Origin of the sequence: Vreelandella janggokensis (assembly GCF_031451615.1) — a bacterium.
GTDB classification, from domain to species: domain Bacteria; phylum Pseudomonadota; class Gammaproteobacteria; order Pseudomonadales; family Halomonadaceae; genus Vreelandella; species Vreelandella janggokensis.
Genome location: NZ_JARWAJ010000001.1, coordinates 1,019,927 through 1,035,875, shown reverse-complemented (window position 1 = coordinate 1,035,875; position 15,949 = coordinate 1,019,927). Strand labels below are relative to the sequence as shown.

17 protein-coding genes are annotated in these 15,949 nt (G+C 59.0%); 1 reads left to right on the top strand and 16 read right to left on the bottom strand.

Features of this window, described 5'->3' with window-relative positions:
* Positions 1-19 precede the first annotated feature (19 nt).
* Entirely contained in the window at positions 20-769 is a 750-nt protein-coding gene (locus tag QC816_RS04715) for an electron transfer flavoprotein subunit beta/FixA family protein (RefSeq protein WP_309781218.1), read from the bottom strand.
* Positions 770-1,196: 427 nt separating this feature from the next.
* Between QC816_RS04715 and QC816_RS04710 the strand changes: the two genes are divergently transcribed.
* Positions 1,197-2,861, top strand: coding sequence for an electron transfer flavoprotein-ubiquinone oxidoreductase (locus QC816_RS04710; RefSeq protein ID WP_309781215.1), 1,665 nt, complete (start codon positions 1,197-1,199; stop codon positions 2,859-2,861).
* A 65-nt stretch (positions 2,862-2,926) separates the two neighbouring features.
* Here QC816_RS04710 and QC816_RS04705 read toward each other — a convergent pair whose 3' ends face one another.
* The 15 genes from QC816_RS04705 to QC816_RS04635 all read right to left on the bottom strand — a co-directional run bounded on the left by QC816_RS04705 (position 2,927) and on the right by QC816_RS04635 (position 15,897).
* Positions 2,927-5,113: an ATP-dependent helicase gene (locus tag QC816_RS04705; protein WP_309781213.1), complete on the bottom strand. Its 2,187-nt coding sequence runs from the start codon at positions 5,111-5,113 to the stop codon at positions 2,927-2,929.
* A complete protein-coding gene (locus QC816_RS04700) occupies positions 5,110-5,685 on the bottom strand; it encodes a DUF1285 domain-containing protein (protein WP_309781212.1) in 576 nt (191 codons plus the stop codon). Before QC816_RS04700 ends, QC816_RS04705 begins: the two co-directional genes overlap by 4 nt.
* Before the next feature lie 23 nt (positions 5,686-5,708).
* On the bottom strand, positions 5,709-6,545 hold the full coding sequence (locus QC816_RS04695) for a TatD family hydrolase (protein WP_309781210.1): 837 nt from the start codon (positions 6,543-6,545) through the stop codon (positions 5,709-5,711).
* A 19-nt stretch (positions 6,546-6,564) separates the two neighbouring features.
* Positions 6,565-6,900: a PilZ domain-containing protein gene (locus QC816_RS04690; RefSeq protein WP_085918049.1), complete on the bottom strand. Its 336-nt coding sequence runs from the start codon at positions 6,898-6,900 to the stop codon at positions 6,565-6,567.
* A gap of 18 nt (positions 6,901-6,918) precedes the next feature.
* A complete protein-coding gene (locus QC816_RS04685) occupies positions 6,919-7,905 on the bottom strand; it encodes a DNA polymerase III subunit delta' (RefSeq protein ID WP_309781208.1) in 987 nt (328 codons plus the stop codon).
* Positions 7,896-8,549, bottom strand: a complete 654-nt coding sequence (gene tmk, locus QC816_RS04680) for a dTMP kinase (protein WP_309781424.1) — start codon at positions 8,547-8,549, stop codon at positions 7,896-7,898. The genes QC816_RS04685 and tmk overlap by 10 nt, the downstream gene beginning before the upstream one ends.
* A 24-nt stretch (positions 8,550-8,573) precedes the next feature.
* Positions 8,574-9,584: an endolytic transglycosylase MltG gene (mltG, locus tag QC816_RS04675; RefSeq protein ID WP_085918046.1), complete on the bottom strand. Its 1,011-nt coding sequence runs from the start codon at positions 9,582-9,584 to the stop codon at positions 8,574-8,576.
* A gap of 21 nt (positions 9,585-9,605) precedes the next feature.
* On the bottom strand, positions 9,606-10,409 hold the full coding sequence (gene pabC, locus QC816_RS04670) for an aminodeoxychorismate lyase (protein ID WP_085918045.1): 804 nt from the start codon (positions 10,407-10,409) through the stop codon (positions 9,606-9,608).
* A 6-nt stretch (positions 10,410-10,415) separates the two neighbouring features.
* The gene (gene fabF / locus QC816_RS04665; protein WP_085918044.1) at positions 10,416-11,654 is read right to left on the bottom strand and encodes a beta-ketoacyl-ACP synthase II; all 1,239 of its coding nucleotides are present in this window, start codon (positions 11,652-11,654) and stop codon (positions 10,416-10,418) included.
* A 196-nt stretch (positions 11,655-11,850) separates the two neighbouring features.
* A complete protein-coding gene (gene acpP, locus QC816_RS04660) occupies positions 11,851-12,084 on the bottom strand; it encodes an acyl carrier protein (RefSeq protein ID WP_008956801.1) in 234 nt (77 codons plus the stop codon).
* Between the two features lie 124 nt (positions 12,085-12,208).
* Positions 12,209-12,952, bottom strand: a complete 744-nt coding sequence (fabG, locus tag QC816_RS04655) for a 3-oxoacyl-ACP reductase FabG (protein ID WP_085918043.1) — start codon at positions 12,950-12,952, stop codon at positions 12,209-12,211.
* A gap of 55 nt (positions 12,953-13,007) precedes the next feature.
* On the bottom strand, positions 13,008-13,967 hold the full coding sequence (fabD, locus tag QC816_RS04650) for an ACP S-malonyltransferase (RefSeq protein WP_085918042.1): 960 nt from the start codon (positions 13,965-13,967) through the stop codon (positions 13,008-13,010).
* Positions 13,968-14,099: 132 nt separating this feature from the next.
* Positions 14,100-15,122, bottom strand: a complete 1,023-nt coding sequence (plsX, locus tag QC816_RS04645; protein ID WP_085918041.1) for a phosphate acyltransferase PlsX — start codon at positions 15,120-15,122, stop codon at positions 14,100-14,102.
* 42 nt (positions 15,123-15,164) lie between these two features.
* Positions 15,165-15,335, bottom strand: a complete 171-nt coding sequence (rpmF, locus tag QC816_RS04640) for a 50S ribosomal protein L32 (RefSeq protein WP_027335444.1) — start codon at positions 15,333-15,335, stop codon at positions 15,165-15,167.
* Positions 15,336-15,369: 34 nt separating this feature from the next.
* Entirely contained in the window at positions 15,370-15,897 is a 528-nt protein-coding gene (locus tag QC816_RS04635; protein WP_085918112.1) for a YceD family protein, read from the bottom strand.
* Positions 15,898-15,949: the final 52 nt, after the last annotated feature.

Here is a 15,949-nt window from a genome sequence, read left to right as displayed (position 1 = left end):
GAGTGTAAAGAACCGACCTTTAAAGAACCTTGGCTTCGTTTTTCAGTTTGTCGATCAACTCGTCTACCGAGGCCACTTTGATACCGCCCTTGCGCTCCGCCGGCGATTCGACTTTCAAAAGGCTCACCTTGGACGCCACCTCGACACCCAGATCGGCGGGGGTCTTCACGTCCATGGGCTTTTTCTTGGCTTTCATGATATCCGGCAGCTTGGCGTAGCGCGGCTCGTTGAGGCGCAGGTCGGTCGTGACGATCGCTGGCAGCGTCAATGCAATCGTCTGCAGGCCGCCATCGATTTCCCGAGTCACGTGAACCTTGTCACCGTCGACGGCCACCTCTGACGCAAAGGTGCCCTGGGGCAGGTTGGTCAACGCGGCAAGCATCTGGCCGGTCTGGTTATTGTCGGTGTCGATGGCCTGCTTGCCGAGAATCACCATACCCGGTTGCTCTTCATCGACCACCTTGGCCAGCAGCTTCGCCACGGCCAGTGATTCGGCGCGCTCGTCAGTTTCGATATGAATGGCGCGATCCGCGCCCAACGCCAGCGCGGTGCGCAGCTGCTCCTGGGCGGCCTTGGGACCCACCGTCACGGCGACCACTTCCGTCGCGACGCCCTTCTCTTTCAGACGCACGGCTTCTTCCACGGCAATTTCGCAGAACGGGTTCATGGCCATTTTGACGTTGGTAAGATCGACGTCAGAATGATCTGCTTTGACACGAATTTTGACGTTGTAGTCGATGACGCGTTTCACCGCGACAAGTACTTTCATAGGTTCCTCGCTTGGCTTGTGGTGAAGCCGTTAACCCTGGATGGCACCCACCTGGCAGGCACCTTGAGAAGCTTCGGATATCACATTGCGGCCCGGAAAGGCTGACCGCATCAAATTCATTCGAGCGTTTGATAGGCGTGCAAGTAAAAAACCTTTTTAATTTGCCATAGCCTACCTGCCTGCAACAATAGGGGTTGCTTACGGCCTTGGTCGAATCCCCATCAATAAATGGGCCGCCATTCACAATCGCTAAAATGTTAAATCGCCATTTAGCATCGTAGGCGTGACCTTACACAGGTATTATGCCTATTATGAAGGATAACCATAAGCAAACGACCGTTTAAAATTAAGGCCATGTTTTTATAAGCTAGTTCCCAATCGCTAGTCATTGTAAACAATGGCCCTTATGAGAGTAAGGAGACACCAGGTGGATAACGTTGAACGCGATGTGATGGACTTTGACGTGGTCATCGTCGGGGCTGGCCCATCCGGCCTGGCGGCAGCCTGCCGTCTAATGCAGCAGGCCAACGACGCGGAGCAGGAGTTGACCGTCTGCGTGGTTGAAAAAGGCTCGGAAGTCGGCGCGCATATTCTGTCCGGCGCCGTGTTTGAACCCCGCGCCCTCAACGAGCTGTTTCCCGACTGGCAAGAACGCGGGGCGCCCCTTAACACGCCCGCCATCCGCGATGATGTTTACCTGCTGAAAGATGCTGACAAGGCGCAGAAACTGCCCAACGCGCTGGTGCCCAAGAGCATGCATAATACCGGCGGCGACCTTACCCGCTACGTGATCAGCGCCGGCAATCTATGCCGCTGGCTGGCGGAACAGGCAGAGGCCCTGGGCGTGGAGATATTCCCGGGCTTCGCCGCCCAGGAAGCCATCGTTGAAGACGGTGCGGTACGCGGCATCCTCATCGGCGACATGGGCGTGGCCGCCGATGGCTCGCCCAAAGACGGCCATATGCCCGGCATGGAACTGCGCGCGAAATACACCCTGTTTGCCGAAGGCGCCCGTGGCCATATTGGCAAACGCCTGATCGAGGACTTTTCACTCGACGCCGGGCGCGACCCACAGCACTACGGCATCGGCCTGAAGGAACTTTGGGACGTGCCTGCCGACAAGCATGAACCTGGCGTCGTCCTGCACGGCTCCGGCTGGCCGCTGGGCAACAATGCGCATGGTGGCTGGTTCCTCTACCACGCTGAAAACCAGCAGGTGGTGGTCGGGCTGATCATGGATCTGAGCTACCAGAATCCCTGGCTGTCACCGTTCGACGAATTCCAGCGCATGAAGCATCACCCGGTACTCAGCCAGTATCTGGAAGGCGGAAAACGCGTCGCCTACGGCGCCCGGGCGATCACCAAAGGCGGCTTCAACTGCCTGCCTAAAATGACCTTCCCAGGCGGCCTGCTCATCGGCTGCGATGCTGGCACGCTCAACTTTGCCAAGATCAAGGGTCTGCACACCGCCATGAAGTCGGGCATGGTGGCGGCAGAAAGCGTGTTTGAAGCGATCAAAGGCGGCGACGAAGGCGCCCAGGAATTGACGAGCTTCACCGACAAATGGGAGGCCAGCTGGGCGTATCAAGAGCTGAAAGATAGCGCCAGCTTTGGCCCGGCCATTCATAAATACGGCACTGTCGGCGGCGGCGCGTACAACTTTGCCAATCAACTGTTGGGCAACAAACTCCCCAACCTTCACGATACGACCACCGATCATGGGGCTCTCAAGCCCGCCGACGAGTGCGAGAAAATCGACTACCCCAAACCCGACGGCAAGCTATCGTTCGACAAACCTTCATCGGTGTTCCTGTCCAACACCAACCACGAGGAAAACCAGCCTTGCCACCTGCGCCTTGACGATCCTGACCTACCGATTCGCGACAATCTGCCCAAGTACGCTGAACCCGCGCAGCGCTACTGCCCGGTAGGTGTCTACGAAGTCGTCGAAGATGATCAGGGCGAGCCTCGCTTCCAGATCAACTTCCAGAACTGCATCCACTGCAAGACCTGCGACATCAAGGATCCGGCTCAGAATATTACCTGGGTAGCACCGGAGGGCGGCGGCGGTCCCAACTACCCGAATATGTAGCGGTCGCTGCGACGTAGCACGCATTTCAATAAACCTAAATGCCCCGTGATGGGGCATTTTCTTTATCAGGCTAGCCGTTCGATGGGCGCTCGGCTGGCAATCAGCCGTCGCCGCCCTGCCTGATCGAAGCGCACATCGATCACCGGGTCGCTTGGGTTACCCTCCACGGTGGCCACTTCGCCTTCGCCGAACACCGCATGGTGCAACCGCTGGCCAGGATAGAACGCGCTTGCGGTGTAGGCCGCCTGTGGGGCTTGAACCTCGGGCGCGACCAATTCAATGTCATCACGCCCTAGCTGGCTCAGGTAACGCCCCACGAGCGATGGCGACGTGACCCTCAGCGTGGGCGATGGCGTGTTGTCTCTGGCCAGGCAGGCGGCGACCTGCATGCTGTCCTGCCAGGCGCTTTCGGTAATAAAACGGCTGGGTCTGTGCGCCCCGCCGTCGTGAAGCACAAGCAACTGTTCTTTCGAACGCGTGATCGCGACATAAAACAGCCGCCGTTCTTCTTCCAGGCGGTCGTCGGTGAGCGGGTTGTCCCGACTGTAATAAGGAAAGTCTTCCTCGTTGACACCTGCCACGGCGACGAAAGGCCACTCAAGCCCCTTGGCGCCGTGAACGGTGCTGATCAGCACCCCCGCCGCTTGATTCTCTACCGGGCGCTCCAACAACTCGATAAACGCATCCGGGTCTGAAACGCTTTGCGCCTGCTCGATCAGCACGTCCAGCAAGCGCACGTCTTCTTCGCCTTTATCGCGCCGGGCGGCGGCGCGCTTCAGGGTTTTCTCGGCCTCGATGGTATCCACGACGTGCTGCAACAGCTTGGCTGGCGGCCATGCACTGAGCTGCGGCAGTTCGCACAGCAACGTCCAGCGTTTTTTCAGCGTGCGCCGCTGGATGGGCTTTAAATCACTGATCACCGGGTCATGATTTTCCGGCCATACTTGACGGCTGGCGAGCTGCCGAGCCAGCCGCTGCAGGCGCTCACGGGCCACGAAAGGCGTGGGCTGGGCCAGCAGCAAGGTGAGTTGTTCGGGGTCTTGCAGCAAAGTCGGGCGACGGGAAAGTTTTAAATACCCGGCCAGTGCCTGAACCAGGGGCAGGCGAAACACAAAACGGTCTTCGCGGGCCAGCCGAAAGGGGATGCCCGCCTGCAGAAGCGCCAGTTGGAACGGCACCGAAAGCGCCCAGCTGCGTACCAGGAGACTCACGTCGCTCAACACACGGCCCTGCGCCTGCCAGTCAATCAACGCATCCAGCAGCTGTCGACCGCCCTGCCCCACTGACAAGCGGGTATCCGGATTGTGGGTCGCGGCCAAACATAGCTGGTCCGGCCGACGCTGGTTGGCGGCAATCGCATGGTTGGCCGCCAGTGCCAGGGCATGGCCGTGGCGAAACGTGGTCGAGAGAGGGTAATCGGTCGCTTCACCAAAGGTGGCGGTAAAGTTTTCCAGCATGGTATCCGGCCGCGCGCCGCGCCACTCATAGATACACTGATTGGCGTCGCCGACCGCCATCACGGAGGCTCTTTTACCCGCCAGAACCGCCAGCAGGCGCTGCTGGGCCGCATTGATATCCTGATACTCATCGATAATGACGTGGTCCAGAAAACCCTCTACCCGGCTACGTAAGGCGCTATCGGCCTCGAGGGCTTGCAGCGGACGGTAAAGCAAATCCGCATAGGTCATCACCCCTTCACTCTGCAGCAGGCGCTCGGCCTCGTTGAAGGCAGCGGGGAAATAGTCCGTATCAGGATCGTAATTGAGACGTTCAAAGAGGGCCTCTGGCGCCATCATTTCGGCTTTAACCAGACCGCAAAAATGGGCCAGCGTCTCGAGTCGGTCGCCTTCCAGCGCCGCATCACGGCGCTCAACGGCATCGCTGAGCACATTCAGGCTGGCCTGGCGGAGCAAACGCTCCAGTTGCCATTCCGCCGATAACAGTCGACGCGGCGCCAGGACGCCCCAGCGGCACAGGCTTTGCGTCAGTCGGTGACCCAGCGAGTGGAAGGTACGAACGTCAGGTAGCGCCTGGCCGGATGGCGCCATACTGGCCAACCGACGCTGAAAATCCTCCCGGGCGGAGCGGTTAAACATCAGCACCAGGATGCGCTTGGGCGGAACACCGCGCGCAAGCAGATGGTGAACACGGGCTGCCATGGTGGTGGTTTTACCGGCGCCGGCCACCGCTGCAACACGGGCATGGCCCTCATCGTGGTGAATGACGGCTTGCTGTTCAGCGGTTAGCTTCACGACCCCTCGCTGGGCGATAACCCATCAAGCTCATGCCCTTCAAGGTAGCCGATGGGATGCCAGTGACCAGCACTGTAGACACTCAGCGCCTGACGACCGGCCCCTTCATCGCGTAACTCGGCAACGTCGGCAAGCTGATAATAGACATGGCGATGCAACCTGGCCGCCAGTCCGAAACGTACGGCAATTTCCGGCACATGGTCTCCCTGGGGCGTCTCGCTCAACGTCAGGGGGTGCTCGGCATCAAGGCGCACGACATCGTCAAACTGCGTGGTCAACCACCATGCATCGTCACGAAAATCGGCTTCCACGGCGACTAGCGGCCGATCGTCCACCTGAATACGCCAGCGCTCGACCGGTGTTACCAGGCAATAGCCCTCGGCATCATGACGCAGCAAGGTCGACAGCAACCGCGCGACGCTGGCACGGGCAAAGGGCACGCCCTCGTGCCACCAGCCACCCTGGGCGTCGATACGTATATCCATATCGCCTGACAAGGCGGGCTGCCAGTCATCGAGTGGCGGTATGCTGGAAGCGCCCTGTCGATAATCAAGCAATCGGTCTATGTTCATCCTATTACCTCGCCCTGGCCCGCCTACTTAGCCAATAACCCCGATTGTGCCAACGCTTGCTTAACCTGTTCGGGGGCGTCGGGGGCCGCATTACGAAATAGCTGATAGAAATTGGCCGTGGTCTGCATGGCGACTTCATCAACACTGATGCCACGCGCCTCGGCAATGCACTCGGCCACTTGAACCACCCAGGCGGGCTCATTGGGTTTGCCACGATACGGTACGGGTGCCAAATAGGGGCTGTCGGTTTCGATCAGCAACCGGTCAAGGGGCAACTGGCACGCCAGGGTACGCAGCGACTCAGCATTGCGGAAGGTGACAATCCCTGATAATGAAATATAAAAGCCTAAGCGTACGGCGTCACGCGCCATCTCGATATCTTCGGTAAAGCAGTGGAGCACGCCCCCGACTCGCGGGTCGCTGTGCTCACGCAGCAAGGCCAGAGTGTCTTCCTTGGCATCGCGGGTATGCACCACCACGGGCAGCTCGAGCTCACGAGCGGCGATCAAGTGGCGCTTGAAACGTTCATACTGAACCCCTGCCGACACGCGGTCCGCATAATGGTAATCAAGGCCCGTCTCGCCAATGGCCACCGCGTCGAATTGCTCCGCCGCCTCCTTGATATCACTGACACCGGGTTCGACCGGTGCGTCATGGAGAGGATGCTGGCCCGCCGATATCACGACATCCCCGTGCTCTCTGGCAATGCCGGCAAGTTTGGGCATGTCCTCAAGCGTCACGGAGATGGCAAGAAACTGGTTGACGCCAACGTTGCGGGCGGCCTCCAGCGTGGCCGCAAGGCTGCCGTTGTGTGTGGTGTCGGATAAGCGGTCCAGGTGACAGTGGGAATCAACAAACATGTCGCTCTCGTGGTGGGCGTTAAAGAGTAAATGAGGGCGCAGCTTTATCCAACTGCCCCGCCAGAAGGGTTTCAATACGGTCACGCACCCGGTAATCCTGCGCGTGGAAGTGAATGCCGATCCCCGGCATGCGCCGACCGCTGACACCGTCGGGAGACACCCAGATCACCTCGCCGCTTAGCGAGAGACGCTCGCTCTCCCCCGGCAGTGTCAGCAGTAAATAAACGGTCTGGCCCAGGTCATAGTAGCCGCGCGTGGGAATGAACATGCCACCGCGGTCAAGAAACGGCATATAGGCAGACAATAAAGTGGGCACATCGGGCACCGTGAGGGAGAGCGCTTTTTGCGTTGCCATAACACCTCGCAAGTCGGTCTAGGAGCGGAGTAATGCCGACCAGCGCACCAGCCACGCTTCCAACACAAGCTGCGGATTGGGGTTGGCACCAACGGCGAGCAGGCGGCGCTGCTCGCGGGCGTAGTCCAGCAGCTTAAACCAGTCCCGTACCCGGGCATTTTTCACCGCTTGACGGTAAAGCGGAAGCAAATCGGGATTACGCAGGGCAGAGGTGGAGCCGGACAACCCCAGCCTGATCAGGTCTTCAAGCCAAGCAATACCGTACCATAAAATGGCATCTATCGCCTGACGGTCTAATCGCGCGGCTTCAGATACCGGCTCCCCGCCGCGTACCAGTTGCTCGAAGCAGTCGTGCAACTGCTGACGCAAGGCGCGCGCCTCAGGAGCGGCAAGCTCGACCGCCCTCAACGGCAGCCCACCTGACACCTGCCACCAGAAGCGCGCTTCGTCCTCGCTTGCCAACTGCTCGGTCAACCAGCCCAGGCAATCGGCTACCGCGACGCTGGGTAGCGGCCACTGCTGGCAGCGTGAGCGAATGGTGGGCAGCACTCTGGACGGCACATCCGCCAACAGGATAAATAGTGTCTGATCGCCCGGCTCTTCCAGGCTTTTCAACAGTGCGTTTGAAGCGGCCACGTTCATGGCTTCAGCCGGCGAGATAACGATGACCCTGTAGCCACCCTGCTGCGCGGTTTGCGAGACAAAGCGATTGACGTCACGAATGGTATCAATACGGATCTGGCGTTTGCCTTCCTCCGGCGAAATGCGTAGCAAATCGGGATGGTACCCGGACGCCAGCAGCTGACAGCTGCGGCATTGACCACAGGCCTGCTCACCGGGGGCGGCACACATCGTTCGGGCAATCAGTGCCTCTGCCAGGCGCTGCTTGCCTACGCCATGCTCGCCGCTGAACAGCAGCGCATGGGGCATTCTCCCAGCATCAGCAAGACGACATAGCTGGCGCCAGGTGGGGTCATGCCAGGGCAGCACACCGCTCAGTCCCATAACGCGGCTCGACCGGCCAGGGTGTCACAGATATCGGACTGGACCTCTGTCAGGAGTTGGTGGGCGTTGATCAGGGCAAACCGCTCCGGCGCTTGCTCGGCCCTCGCCAGGTAGGCATTACGAACAGCCTGAAAGAAGTCTGCCTGCTCCTTTTCAAACCGGTCTCGCTGGGTATGCTGGTCGCGCAGGCGTGATTCCAGGCGTTGCCTGGCAGCATCGTGTGGCATATCCAGCAATAGCGTCAGGTCAGGCGCCACTCCCTTCTGCACAAATGCCTCAAGCGCTGCGATACGCTCTACCGGAATCCCACGGCCGCCGCCCTGATAGGCGTATGTCGCGTCAGTGAAACGGTCACACACCACCCAGGCGCCTCGCGCCAGCGCGGGCAGAATCTTTTCGGCCAGGTGCTGGGCGCGGGCGGCAAACATTAACAGCAGCTCGGCGTCGGTGTGCAGCCATTCCTCGGGGGCGGGGTCCAACAACAGTTGGCGAATCGCTTCTGCCCGGGGGGTTCCCCCTGGCTCCCGCGTGGCCACCACTTCGATTCCCTGAGCCTCCAGCCAGGCCACCACGAACTGCATATTGGTGGACTTCCCTACACCTTCACCGCCTTCTAGGGTAATAAAGCGACCGCGCTTCGTCATCATGGCCTCTGGATTTGGGTAATATTAGTCACGGTTACGGATATACCGGTTCACGGCGTTGTTGTGCTCCCGCAGCGTGCTCGAGAACTTGTGGGTCCCGTCACCCCGCGAGACAAAATACAGCGTGTCGCCCGGCAAAGGGTTCACAGCCGCTTCCAGCGAGGCCCGCCCCGGCATCGCGATTGGCGTCGGCGGCAGCCCATCAATCACATAGGTGTTGTAGGGCGTGGCCTCGCGTAAATCGGCATGGGTAATCCGCCCATCGTAGCGATCCCCCATTCCATAGATAACCGTCGGGTCGGTTTGCAGCCGCATGCCGCTCTCCATCCGCCGCTTGAAAACGCCCGCAATTTCACGCCGTTCTTCAGGTGCTCCGGTTTCGCGTTCGATCAACGATGCCATGATCAGCGCTTCATAGGGCGAGTCGATGGTCAGGTCGTCGTCGCGTTCGGCCCAAACCTCGTCAAGTATGCGTTCCATACGTTCAAGCGACTGACGCAGGATATCAACGTCACTCATCCCCAGGTGATAGCGATAGGTATCGGGGAAGAACCAGCCTTCCGGGTGCGTCCCCTCTCGATCAAGCAATGCCATGAGCTCCCCATCGCTCATATCCGCTGTGCGCTGTTCAAGCTTGGGGGCTGCCGCCAGTTGCTCACGCATCTGGGCAAAGGTCCACCCTTCGGGAATGGTAAGCGGATATGTTACGACATCGTTGCTGCCGAGCAGCGCCAAAAGCTCCATGCCGGTAATGCCAGGCTCGAGAAGATATTCCCCTGTGCGCAGGTCCGGCAATTCATCCGGCTGAAGTTTCGTCATCAGTTGGAACGCCCAGGCATCCTCAATAATGCCTTGCGCCTCCAACTCGGCGACCACGCGATTGAGGCCGGCACCAGAAGGCACCTGATAAAGCGTGGGCTCACCAATCGACAGCGGCGCATCAAGCCGCTGCTGCCAATAAACATAACCACCCGCGACACCGGCAACGCCAACCACGGCCATCACGGCCAGTGCAACCACCAAGCGTTTCACTATAAGACCTCAATATTCAATACGTTAAGACGTCGCTGGGTAACCGAGCAGCGGGTGGGCCACGGCTTGCAAGGGATCATGCCTGGGCGCTCCCCAGCGACGAAGAGGGGCGCCTTCAGCCGTCCACAACGCATTGACCGGCCATACACCCTGCACTGAGTTGGCCAGCCACAACCGGTCAACCGCCGCGACCTCATCGATTGCCAGTTGAGCAGGGGTCACGAGCTGTGCATCAATCAACGCGGCGCGCAGCGTACCTTCCACACCACACTGATCCAGCGTCGGCGTCATGATGCACCCGTTCTGTTCCCAAAACAGATTCATGCTGGTGGCTTCCACGACCAGGCCGTGGTTATCAGCCAACAGACCTTCACGGTAGTCCGTTGCCTGCCACTCCTGGCGAGCCAGCACATTTTCAAGACGATTGAGGTGTTTGATACCCGCCAAGCGGGGTTGCCGGGCCAGGCGTAGCGAACAGATACGTACGCTAACCCCCTTCGACCAGGCCGACGAATCCGGCTGAAAAGGCACACGACGGCTCATAAGACGGGGGGCCGCCACGTCAGGAATCGCGTAGCCACGACCACCGCTCCCCCGGGTGACGATAATCTTGAGCACCTCCCACCCGACAGTGGGTGCTGCTTGCCAGGTGGCCGACAATGCGGCTGGCGAAGGCGGGTCGATCATCAACCGCTGACAGCCCTCCAGCAGCCGCTCCACATGCTGCTGCCAAAGCACCGGCTGACCATCGTGCAGCAGAACAGTTTCAAATACGCCGTCACCGTAGGCCAGCCCGCGGTCGTCAAAAGGTACCCAGGGCTGACTCATACAGGCTTACACCTTTTTGAACAGCAATGACCCATTGGTACCGCCAAAGCCGAAGGAGTTCGACAGCACAGCATCGATACGCATGTCACGAGCCGTGTGCGGTACGTAATCGAGTCGGCAGCCCTCCTGCGGGTTATCCAGGTTGATCGTGGGCGGTGCGACCTGATCGCGGATAGCCAGCACGCTAAACACCGCTTCCACAGCGCCAGCCGCCCCCAATAGGTGGCCAATCATCGACTTGGTCGAACTGACGGCCACTTGCTGAGCAGCCTGCCCCATGACTTTTTCGACAGCTCGACTTTCAGCCAGGTCGCCCGATGCCGTTGAGGTACCATGGGCATTGATATAATCCACCTCGGCAGGATTCATCTGCGCGTCCTTGATGGCATTACTCATCGACAATGCAGCACCACTGCCATCTTCAGGTGGTGACGTCATGTGATAAGCGTCATCGCTCATGCCAAAGCCTGCCAACTCCGCATAGATGGTTGCGCCGCGGGCCTTGGCGTGCTCGAACTCTTCAAGCACCATCACACCGGCCCCGTCTGACAACACAAAGCCGTCACGGTCGGTATCCCAGGGACGGCTGGCAGCCTGCGGGTCATCGTTGCGGGTCGACAGCGCGCGTGCGGCTGCGAACCCCCCCAGCCCCAGCGGTGTGGTGGCCATTTCCGCGCCACCGCAGACCATCACCTCGGCATCACCATAGGCAATGGTGCGGGCGCTGTAACCAATATTGTGCGTTCCCGTGGTGCAGGCCGTGGTAATCGCAATATTGGGCCCTTTAAAGCCGTGCTGAATCGCCATATTGCCCGAGATCATATTGATGATGGACCCTGGGACAAAAAACGGCGATATCCTGCGTGCACCGCCTTTATTCAGCGCATCATGATTATGTTCAATCATGGGTAACCCGCCAATGCCGGACCCGATCGCTACACCAATACGGTCAGCGTTGGCCTCGGTACACTCAAGGCCTGAGTCCTGAATTGCCTGAGCACCCGCGGCCATGCCGTACTGGATGAACAGATCCATCTTGCGGGCATCTTTAGGGTTCAGGTACGGGCTGATATCAAACCCTTTTACCGACCCGCCAAACCGCGTGTTAAAGCCGCTGGTATCGAAATGCTCAATCGGCGCGATACCGCTTTGCCCGGCCACAATGTTGGCCCACGACTCATGGACCGTATTTCCAACTGGGGTCACCAGGCCTAACCCGGTTACCACTACCCTTCTTCGCGCCATCAATCTTCCTCCAGGCATCCATGGTGACTCGACCCTTGTGAGTCATTATCAGTCGTCAAAGTTGCCGCTAGTATAACGGAGATTGAACGTTATATTCAGTGCGACCGCAAAGCAAAAAAGCCGCCCCTGGAAGGACGGCTTTTTAATGCGGGTAGACATCAAGCCACCTACCCGGGTTCGATGCATCAACTACCCCTTACTGATGGGCGTTAACGTAGTCGATAGCTTCTTGAACCGTGGTGATCTTCTCGGCTTCTTCGTCCGGAATCTCCGTATCGAATTCTTCTTCCAACGCCATGACGAGCTCAACTGTGTCAAGCGAGTCAGCACCCAGGTCTTCAGTAAAAGAAGAGCTATTCTGGATATCTTCTTCTTTAACGTTCAGGCGCTCAGCCACTACTTTCTTTACGCGCTCTTCAATAGTACTCATCAACGTACTCCAGTCATTCACATTAGCCGTTTTGGATAACCAGCTATTTGGGAACCGCAAGCCAAAAGCTGCGGGGTAGTTTATAGACGCCCTTGAGCTGACGCAACCGCCAAACTCAAGGCCATCAACGCATATTCATGCCGCCGTTGACATGCAGTGTCTCGCCGGTGATGTATCCTGCCGCATCACTGGCCAGAAATCCCACGGCAGCGGCAATTTCATCCGGAGAACCCAGGCGCGCCAACGGAATCTGCTTGAGCAGCATGTCGTGCTGCGCTTCCGGTAGCGCTTCGGTCATGTCGGTGGCGATAAACCCCGGCGCCACCGAGTTGACCGTAATGGCACGCGAGGCAACCTCACGGGCCAGCGCTCGGCTAAAGCCTTCCATGCCAGCCTTGGCCGCCGCGTAGTTAGTCTGGCCCAAGTTGCCCATGGTCGCCACCACGGAGCTGATCGACACAATACGCCCAAAACGCGCCTTGGTCATCCCTCGCAGGCACGCTTTGCTGACCCGGTAGACAGACTTGAGATTGGTATCCATCACCGAGTCCCATTCGTCTTCCTTCATGCGCATCAAGAGATTATCGCGCGTGATACCGGCATTGTTGACCAGAATAGTCGGCGCGGCAAACCGTTCAGCAATGGTTTTCAAGACATCATCGATGCTCGCCTGATCGGTGACATCAAGGCATAAGCCAGCCCCTTCAATGCCCTGATCTGCGAAGTCAGCGTCAATGTTGGCTGCACCAGCTTCGCTGGTCGCGGTACCAACGACAATACGTCCCTGGCGGCTCAGTTCGTAAGCGACTGCCCGGCCGATGCCACGACTGGCACCCGTAACAAGCGCAACTCTACGTTCTTGGGTCATAAGGTACTGCCTTTCACCATGTAAATAAGCAAGGATAGCGGAAAATCACCACTTATCATGCATCATCCGCCAACGCGTCGCGAGCCAACTCAAGCGCGGCATCCAAGCTATCGGGATCGTTGACCGCCAGACTTTTACTGCCACGCACAATACGCTTATTCAAGCCGGTCAGCACTTTACCCGGGCCACACTCGATGAACACGTTTGCTCCCTGGGCGGCCATTGTTTCGACACAGTCGCTCCAGCGCACAGGCTGATAAAGCTGTTCAATCAGTCGCGTGCGCAGCGTATCGACGTCAGCATGCGCCTCGGCGTCTACGTTTTGGATGACGGTGTAGCGCGGCGGACGCAGTTCGATTTCCTGCATCGCTGCCGCCAGGCGGTCTGCCGCAGGGCGCATGAGGTCGCAGTGCGAAGGCACGGAAACCGGGAGCGGCATCGCCCGCTTGGCGCCCGCTTCCTGACACGCCACAATCGCCCGCTCAACGGCCGCTTTGCCGCCCGCAATCACTACCTGGCCCGGGGCATTGTAGTTGACAGCTGAAACGACGTCCCCTTGCGCTGCGTTGGCACAGGCGGCCTCCACAGACGCGTTATCGAGGCCCAGAATGGCGGCCATACCGCCTTCTCCCGCTGGCACTGCGTGCTGCATGGCCTCACCGCGAAGACGAACCAATTTAACGCCCTCGGCAAATCCAAGCACACCTGCGCATACCATGGCGCTGTATTCACCCAGGCTGTGCCCGGCCATGACCGTCGGGCGCGGCCCTTCCAGCTCTTGCCAGACGCGCCATATCGCTATACTGGCGGACAGCAACGCTGGCTGAGTGCATTCGGTAGCATTTAGCGAGGCATCTGGCCCCTCTTGCACGACTTTCCACAAGTCGTAGCGTAACGCATCCGATGCTTCCTCAAAGGTCGTTCCCACCACGCTGTAACGCTCGGCAAGCTCGCGCAGCATTCCAAGCTGCTGAGAGCCCTGCCCGGGGAAAATGAGGGCAAGGGGTTGAGACATGTCGTTCACCTTTGCTCTTGTAGGCATTTGCTCAATTGAGCGATAGACGCGGTTATGGGCACATCCTGCTGCTCGCCATAACCCGCTAACCTGCAATGCAGTGACATCATCACTGCACCATTAAAAAAGTCGCTACTCATTGAAAGACCAGCGCTTGGCAAGCCGCTCGGGCAGGTTGTGCTCAACCTCCTGCATCGCGCGGCGAATGGCATAGTAAAAACCATCTGCACGGGTACCTCCATGGCTTTTCACCACGATTCCCTGCAAGCCTAGTAAACTGGCGCCGTTGTAGCGTACCGGATCCAGCTCTTGTTTTAAGTGCTTTAACACGGGCTTGGCAACCCAGCTCGCCAGGCGCCCTCTCAGGCGTGACGCAAACGCAAGCTGCACCCGCTCGACCAGCATACCCGCCAAACCCTCGCTTGCCTTGAGCACGGCGTTGCCCGCAAAACCATCACAGACAATCACATCCAGTTCGCCTTGGAAGATATCGCCGCCCTCAGCATAACCAAGGTAGTCAAATGGCAAGCTGTCCGCCGATTCTTGAAGCAATCTATCGGCTTCGCGCACGCTGGCACTCCCTTTGGTTGACTCGGCACCAACGTTGAGCAACGCCACGCGAGGGCGCGCGATACCGTCCACCTGCTCTGCCATTGCTGCACCAATCAGGGCAAACTCGACCAGGCGGCTCGCCGGCGAATCAACATTAGCGCCCAGATCCAGCAGATAGCAGCGCCGCCCGCAGCGCGCCGGAATAGCCGTGCTGATAGCCGGACGCGACATACCCGTCAGCATACCCAGCTCTCGGCGGGCCAACGCTACCAGGGCGGCCGTATTGCCAACGCTGACACCCGCCTGGGCATCGCCTTTGGCCAGGCAGCGTAGCATTTGCGCCATACTGGTCGACTGCCCGCGACGCAACGCCCAGGCAGCCGTCGCCGTCGTCGCAACGCTATCAGCCACATCGTGGACCGCTAAACGTGACGTTGCCGCAGCCAAAGGCCGCGGCAAACGCGAGAGCTCAGCACTGATATGCTGATGCGGACCAAACAGAACAAGCTCTAGACCAGGGGTATCGATAACAGCCCTGGCAGCCCCTTCAATCAGCGCGTGAGGGCCTTCATCGCCCCCCATCACATCAATTGCTAGGCGCACAAAGCACCCATTCGTTTAGTCGTATCGACCGGCAAAGACGCTTTACGCGTCAACCACCTTGCGACCGCGATAGAAACCATCTGGCGAAACGTGGTGACGCAGGTGGGTGGTGCCGGTTTCTTTGTCTTGAGACAGCGTCGGAGCGGTCAAGGCATCGTGGCTACGACGCATACCGCGCTTGGAACGAGTTTTACGGTTCTTTTGAACTGCCATGGGATTACTCCAGGGTCTGTCGGATTATGGGTGCTTACTTCTTGCCTTTCAGCGTGCTAAGCACCGCGAAAGGATTGGCGGGGGCTTCTTCCTGCTCCCCACCTTCTGTCTTGCTGACCAGTTGCTCTGCCGAAACGTGGCAATCTGCTTCGTCGTGGTAGACCACTTGAGGCAGACTGAGGATTAATTCATCCTCGACGACCGTCAGCAAGTCCAGCTGTTCATGTTCCACCAGCACCGGTTCATGACTGGCTGGCAGCTCTCCGGCCAGGCTTTCATCGGCGACCATCCCTAATAGAAAATCGCTGGTGACGTGCTGGCTGAGCGGCTCCAGACATCGGCGGCAAGGAAGGGCCAGTGTTGCTTGCATATGACCACGAATTTCACGTCGCCCCTGAGCATCAACACCAAATTCGAGCACGACGTGACAGTCACCCGATTGGAGTCCGGCTTCTTCGGCGAGGCGTGGCAGCTTATCAAGCGCTACCAGGCCTTCGAGTCGTTCGCGGCGGGCTGCAAGCTTATAAGGCTCAACCCGGCTGGGGAGTTGTGAGGTCAACATAGGCGCGCAATGATAGGCACTCCCCATGCTGGTGTCAAAGCCAAGGGCATAA

Coding starts and splice junctions, on each gene's coding strand:
- rpmF (WP_027335444.1), bottom strand. CDS start 15,335: ATGGCAGTTCAAAAGAACCGTAAAACTCGTTCCAAGCGCGGTATGCGT.
- QC816_RS04700 (WP_309781212.1), bottom strand. CDS start 5,685: ATGAACATAGACCGATTGCTTGATTATCGACAGGGCGCTTCCAGCATA.
- tmk (WP_309781424.1), bottom strand. CDS start 8,549: ATGACGAAGCGCGGTCGCTTTATTACCCTAGAAGGCGGTGAAGGTGTA.
- QC816_RS04695 (WP_309781210.1), bottom strand. CDS start 6,545: ATGTTTGTTGATTCCCACTGTCACCTGGACCGCTTATCCGACACCACA.
- QC816_RS04690 (WP_085918049.1), bottom strand. CDS start 6,900: ATGGCAACGCAAAAAGCGCTCTCCCTCACGGTGCCCGATGTGCCCACT.
- pabC (WP_085918045.1), bottom strand. CDS start 10,409: ATGAGTCAGCCCTGGGTACCTTTTGACGACCGCGGGCTGGCCTACGGT.
- fabF (WP_085918044.1), bottom strand. CDS start 11,654: ATGGCGCGAAGAAGGGTAGTGGTAACCGGGTTAGGCCTGGTGACCCCA.
- acpP (WP_008956801.1), bottom strand. CDS start 12,084: ATGAGTACTATTGAAGAGCGCGTAAAGAAAGTAGTGGCTGAGCGCCTG.
- QC816_RS04685 (WP_309781208.1), bottom strand. CDS start 7,905: ATGGGACTGAGCGGTGTGCTGCCCTGGCATGACCCCACCTGGCGCCAG.
- QC816_RS04635 (WP_085918112.1), bottom strand. CDS start 15,897: ATGTTGACCTCACAACTCCCCAGCCGGGTTGAGCCTTATAAGCTTGCA.
- fabG (WP_085918043.1), bottom strand. CDS start 12,952: ATGACCCAAGAACGTAGAGTTGCGCTTGTTACGGGTGCCAGTCGTGGC.
- fabD (WP_085918042.1), bottom strand. CDS start 13,967: ATGTCTCAACCCCTTGCCCTCATTTTCCCCGGGCAGGGCTCTCAGCAG.
- QC816_RS04715 (WP_309781218.1), bottom strand. CDS start 769: ATGAAAGTACTTGTCGCGGTGAAACGCGTCATCGACTACAACGTCAAA.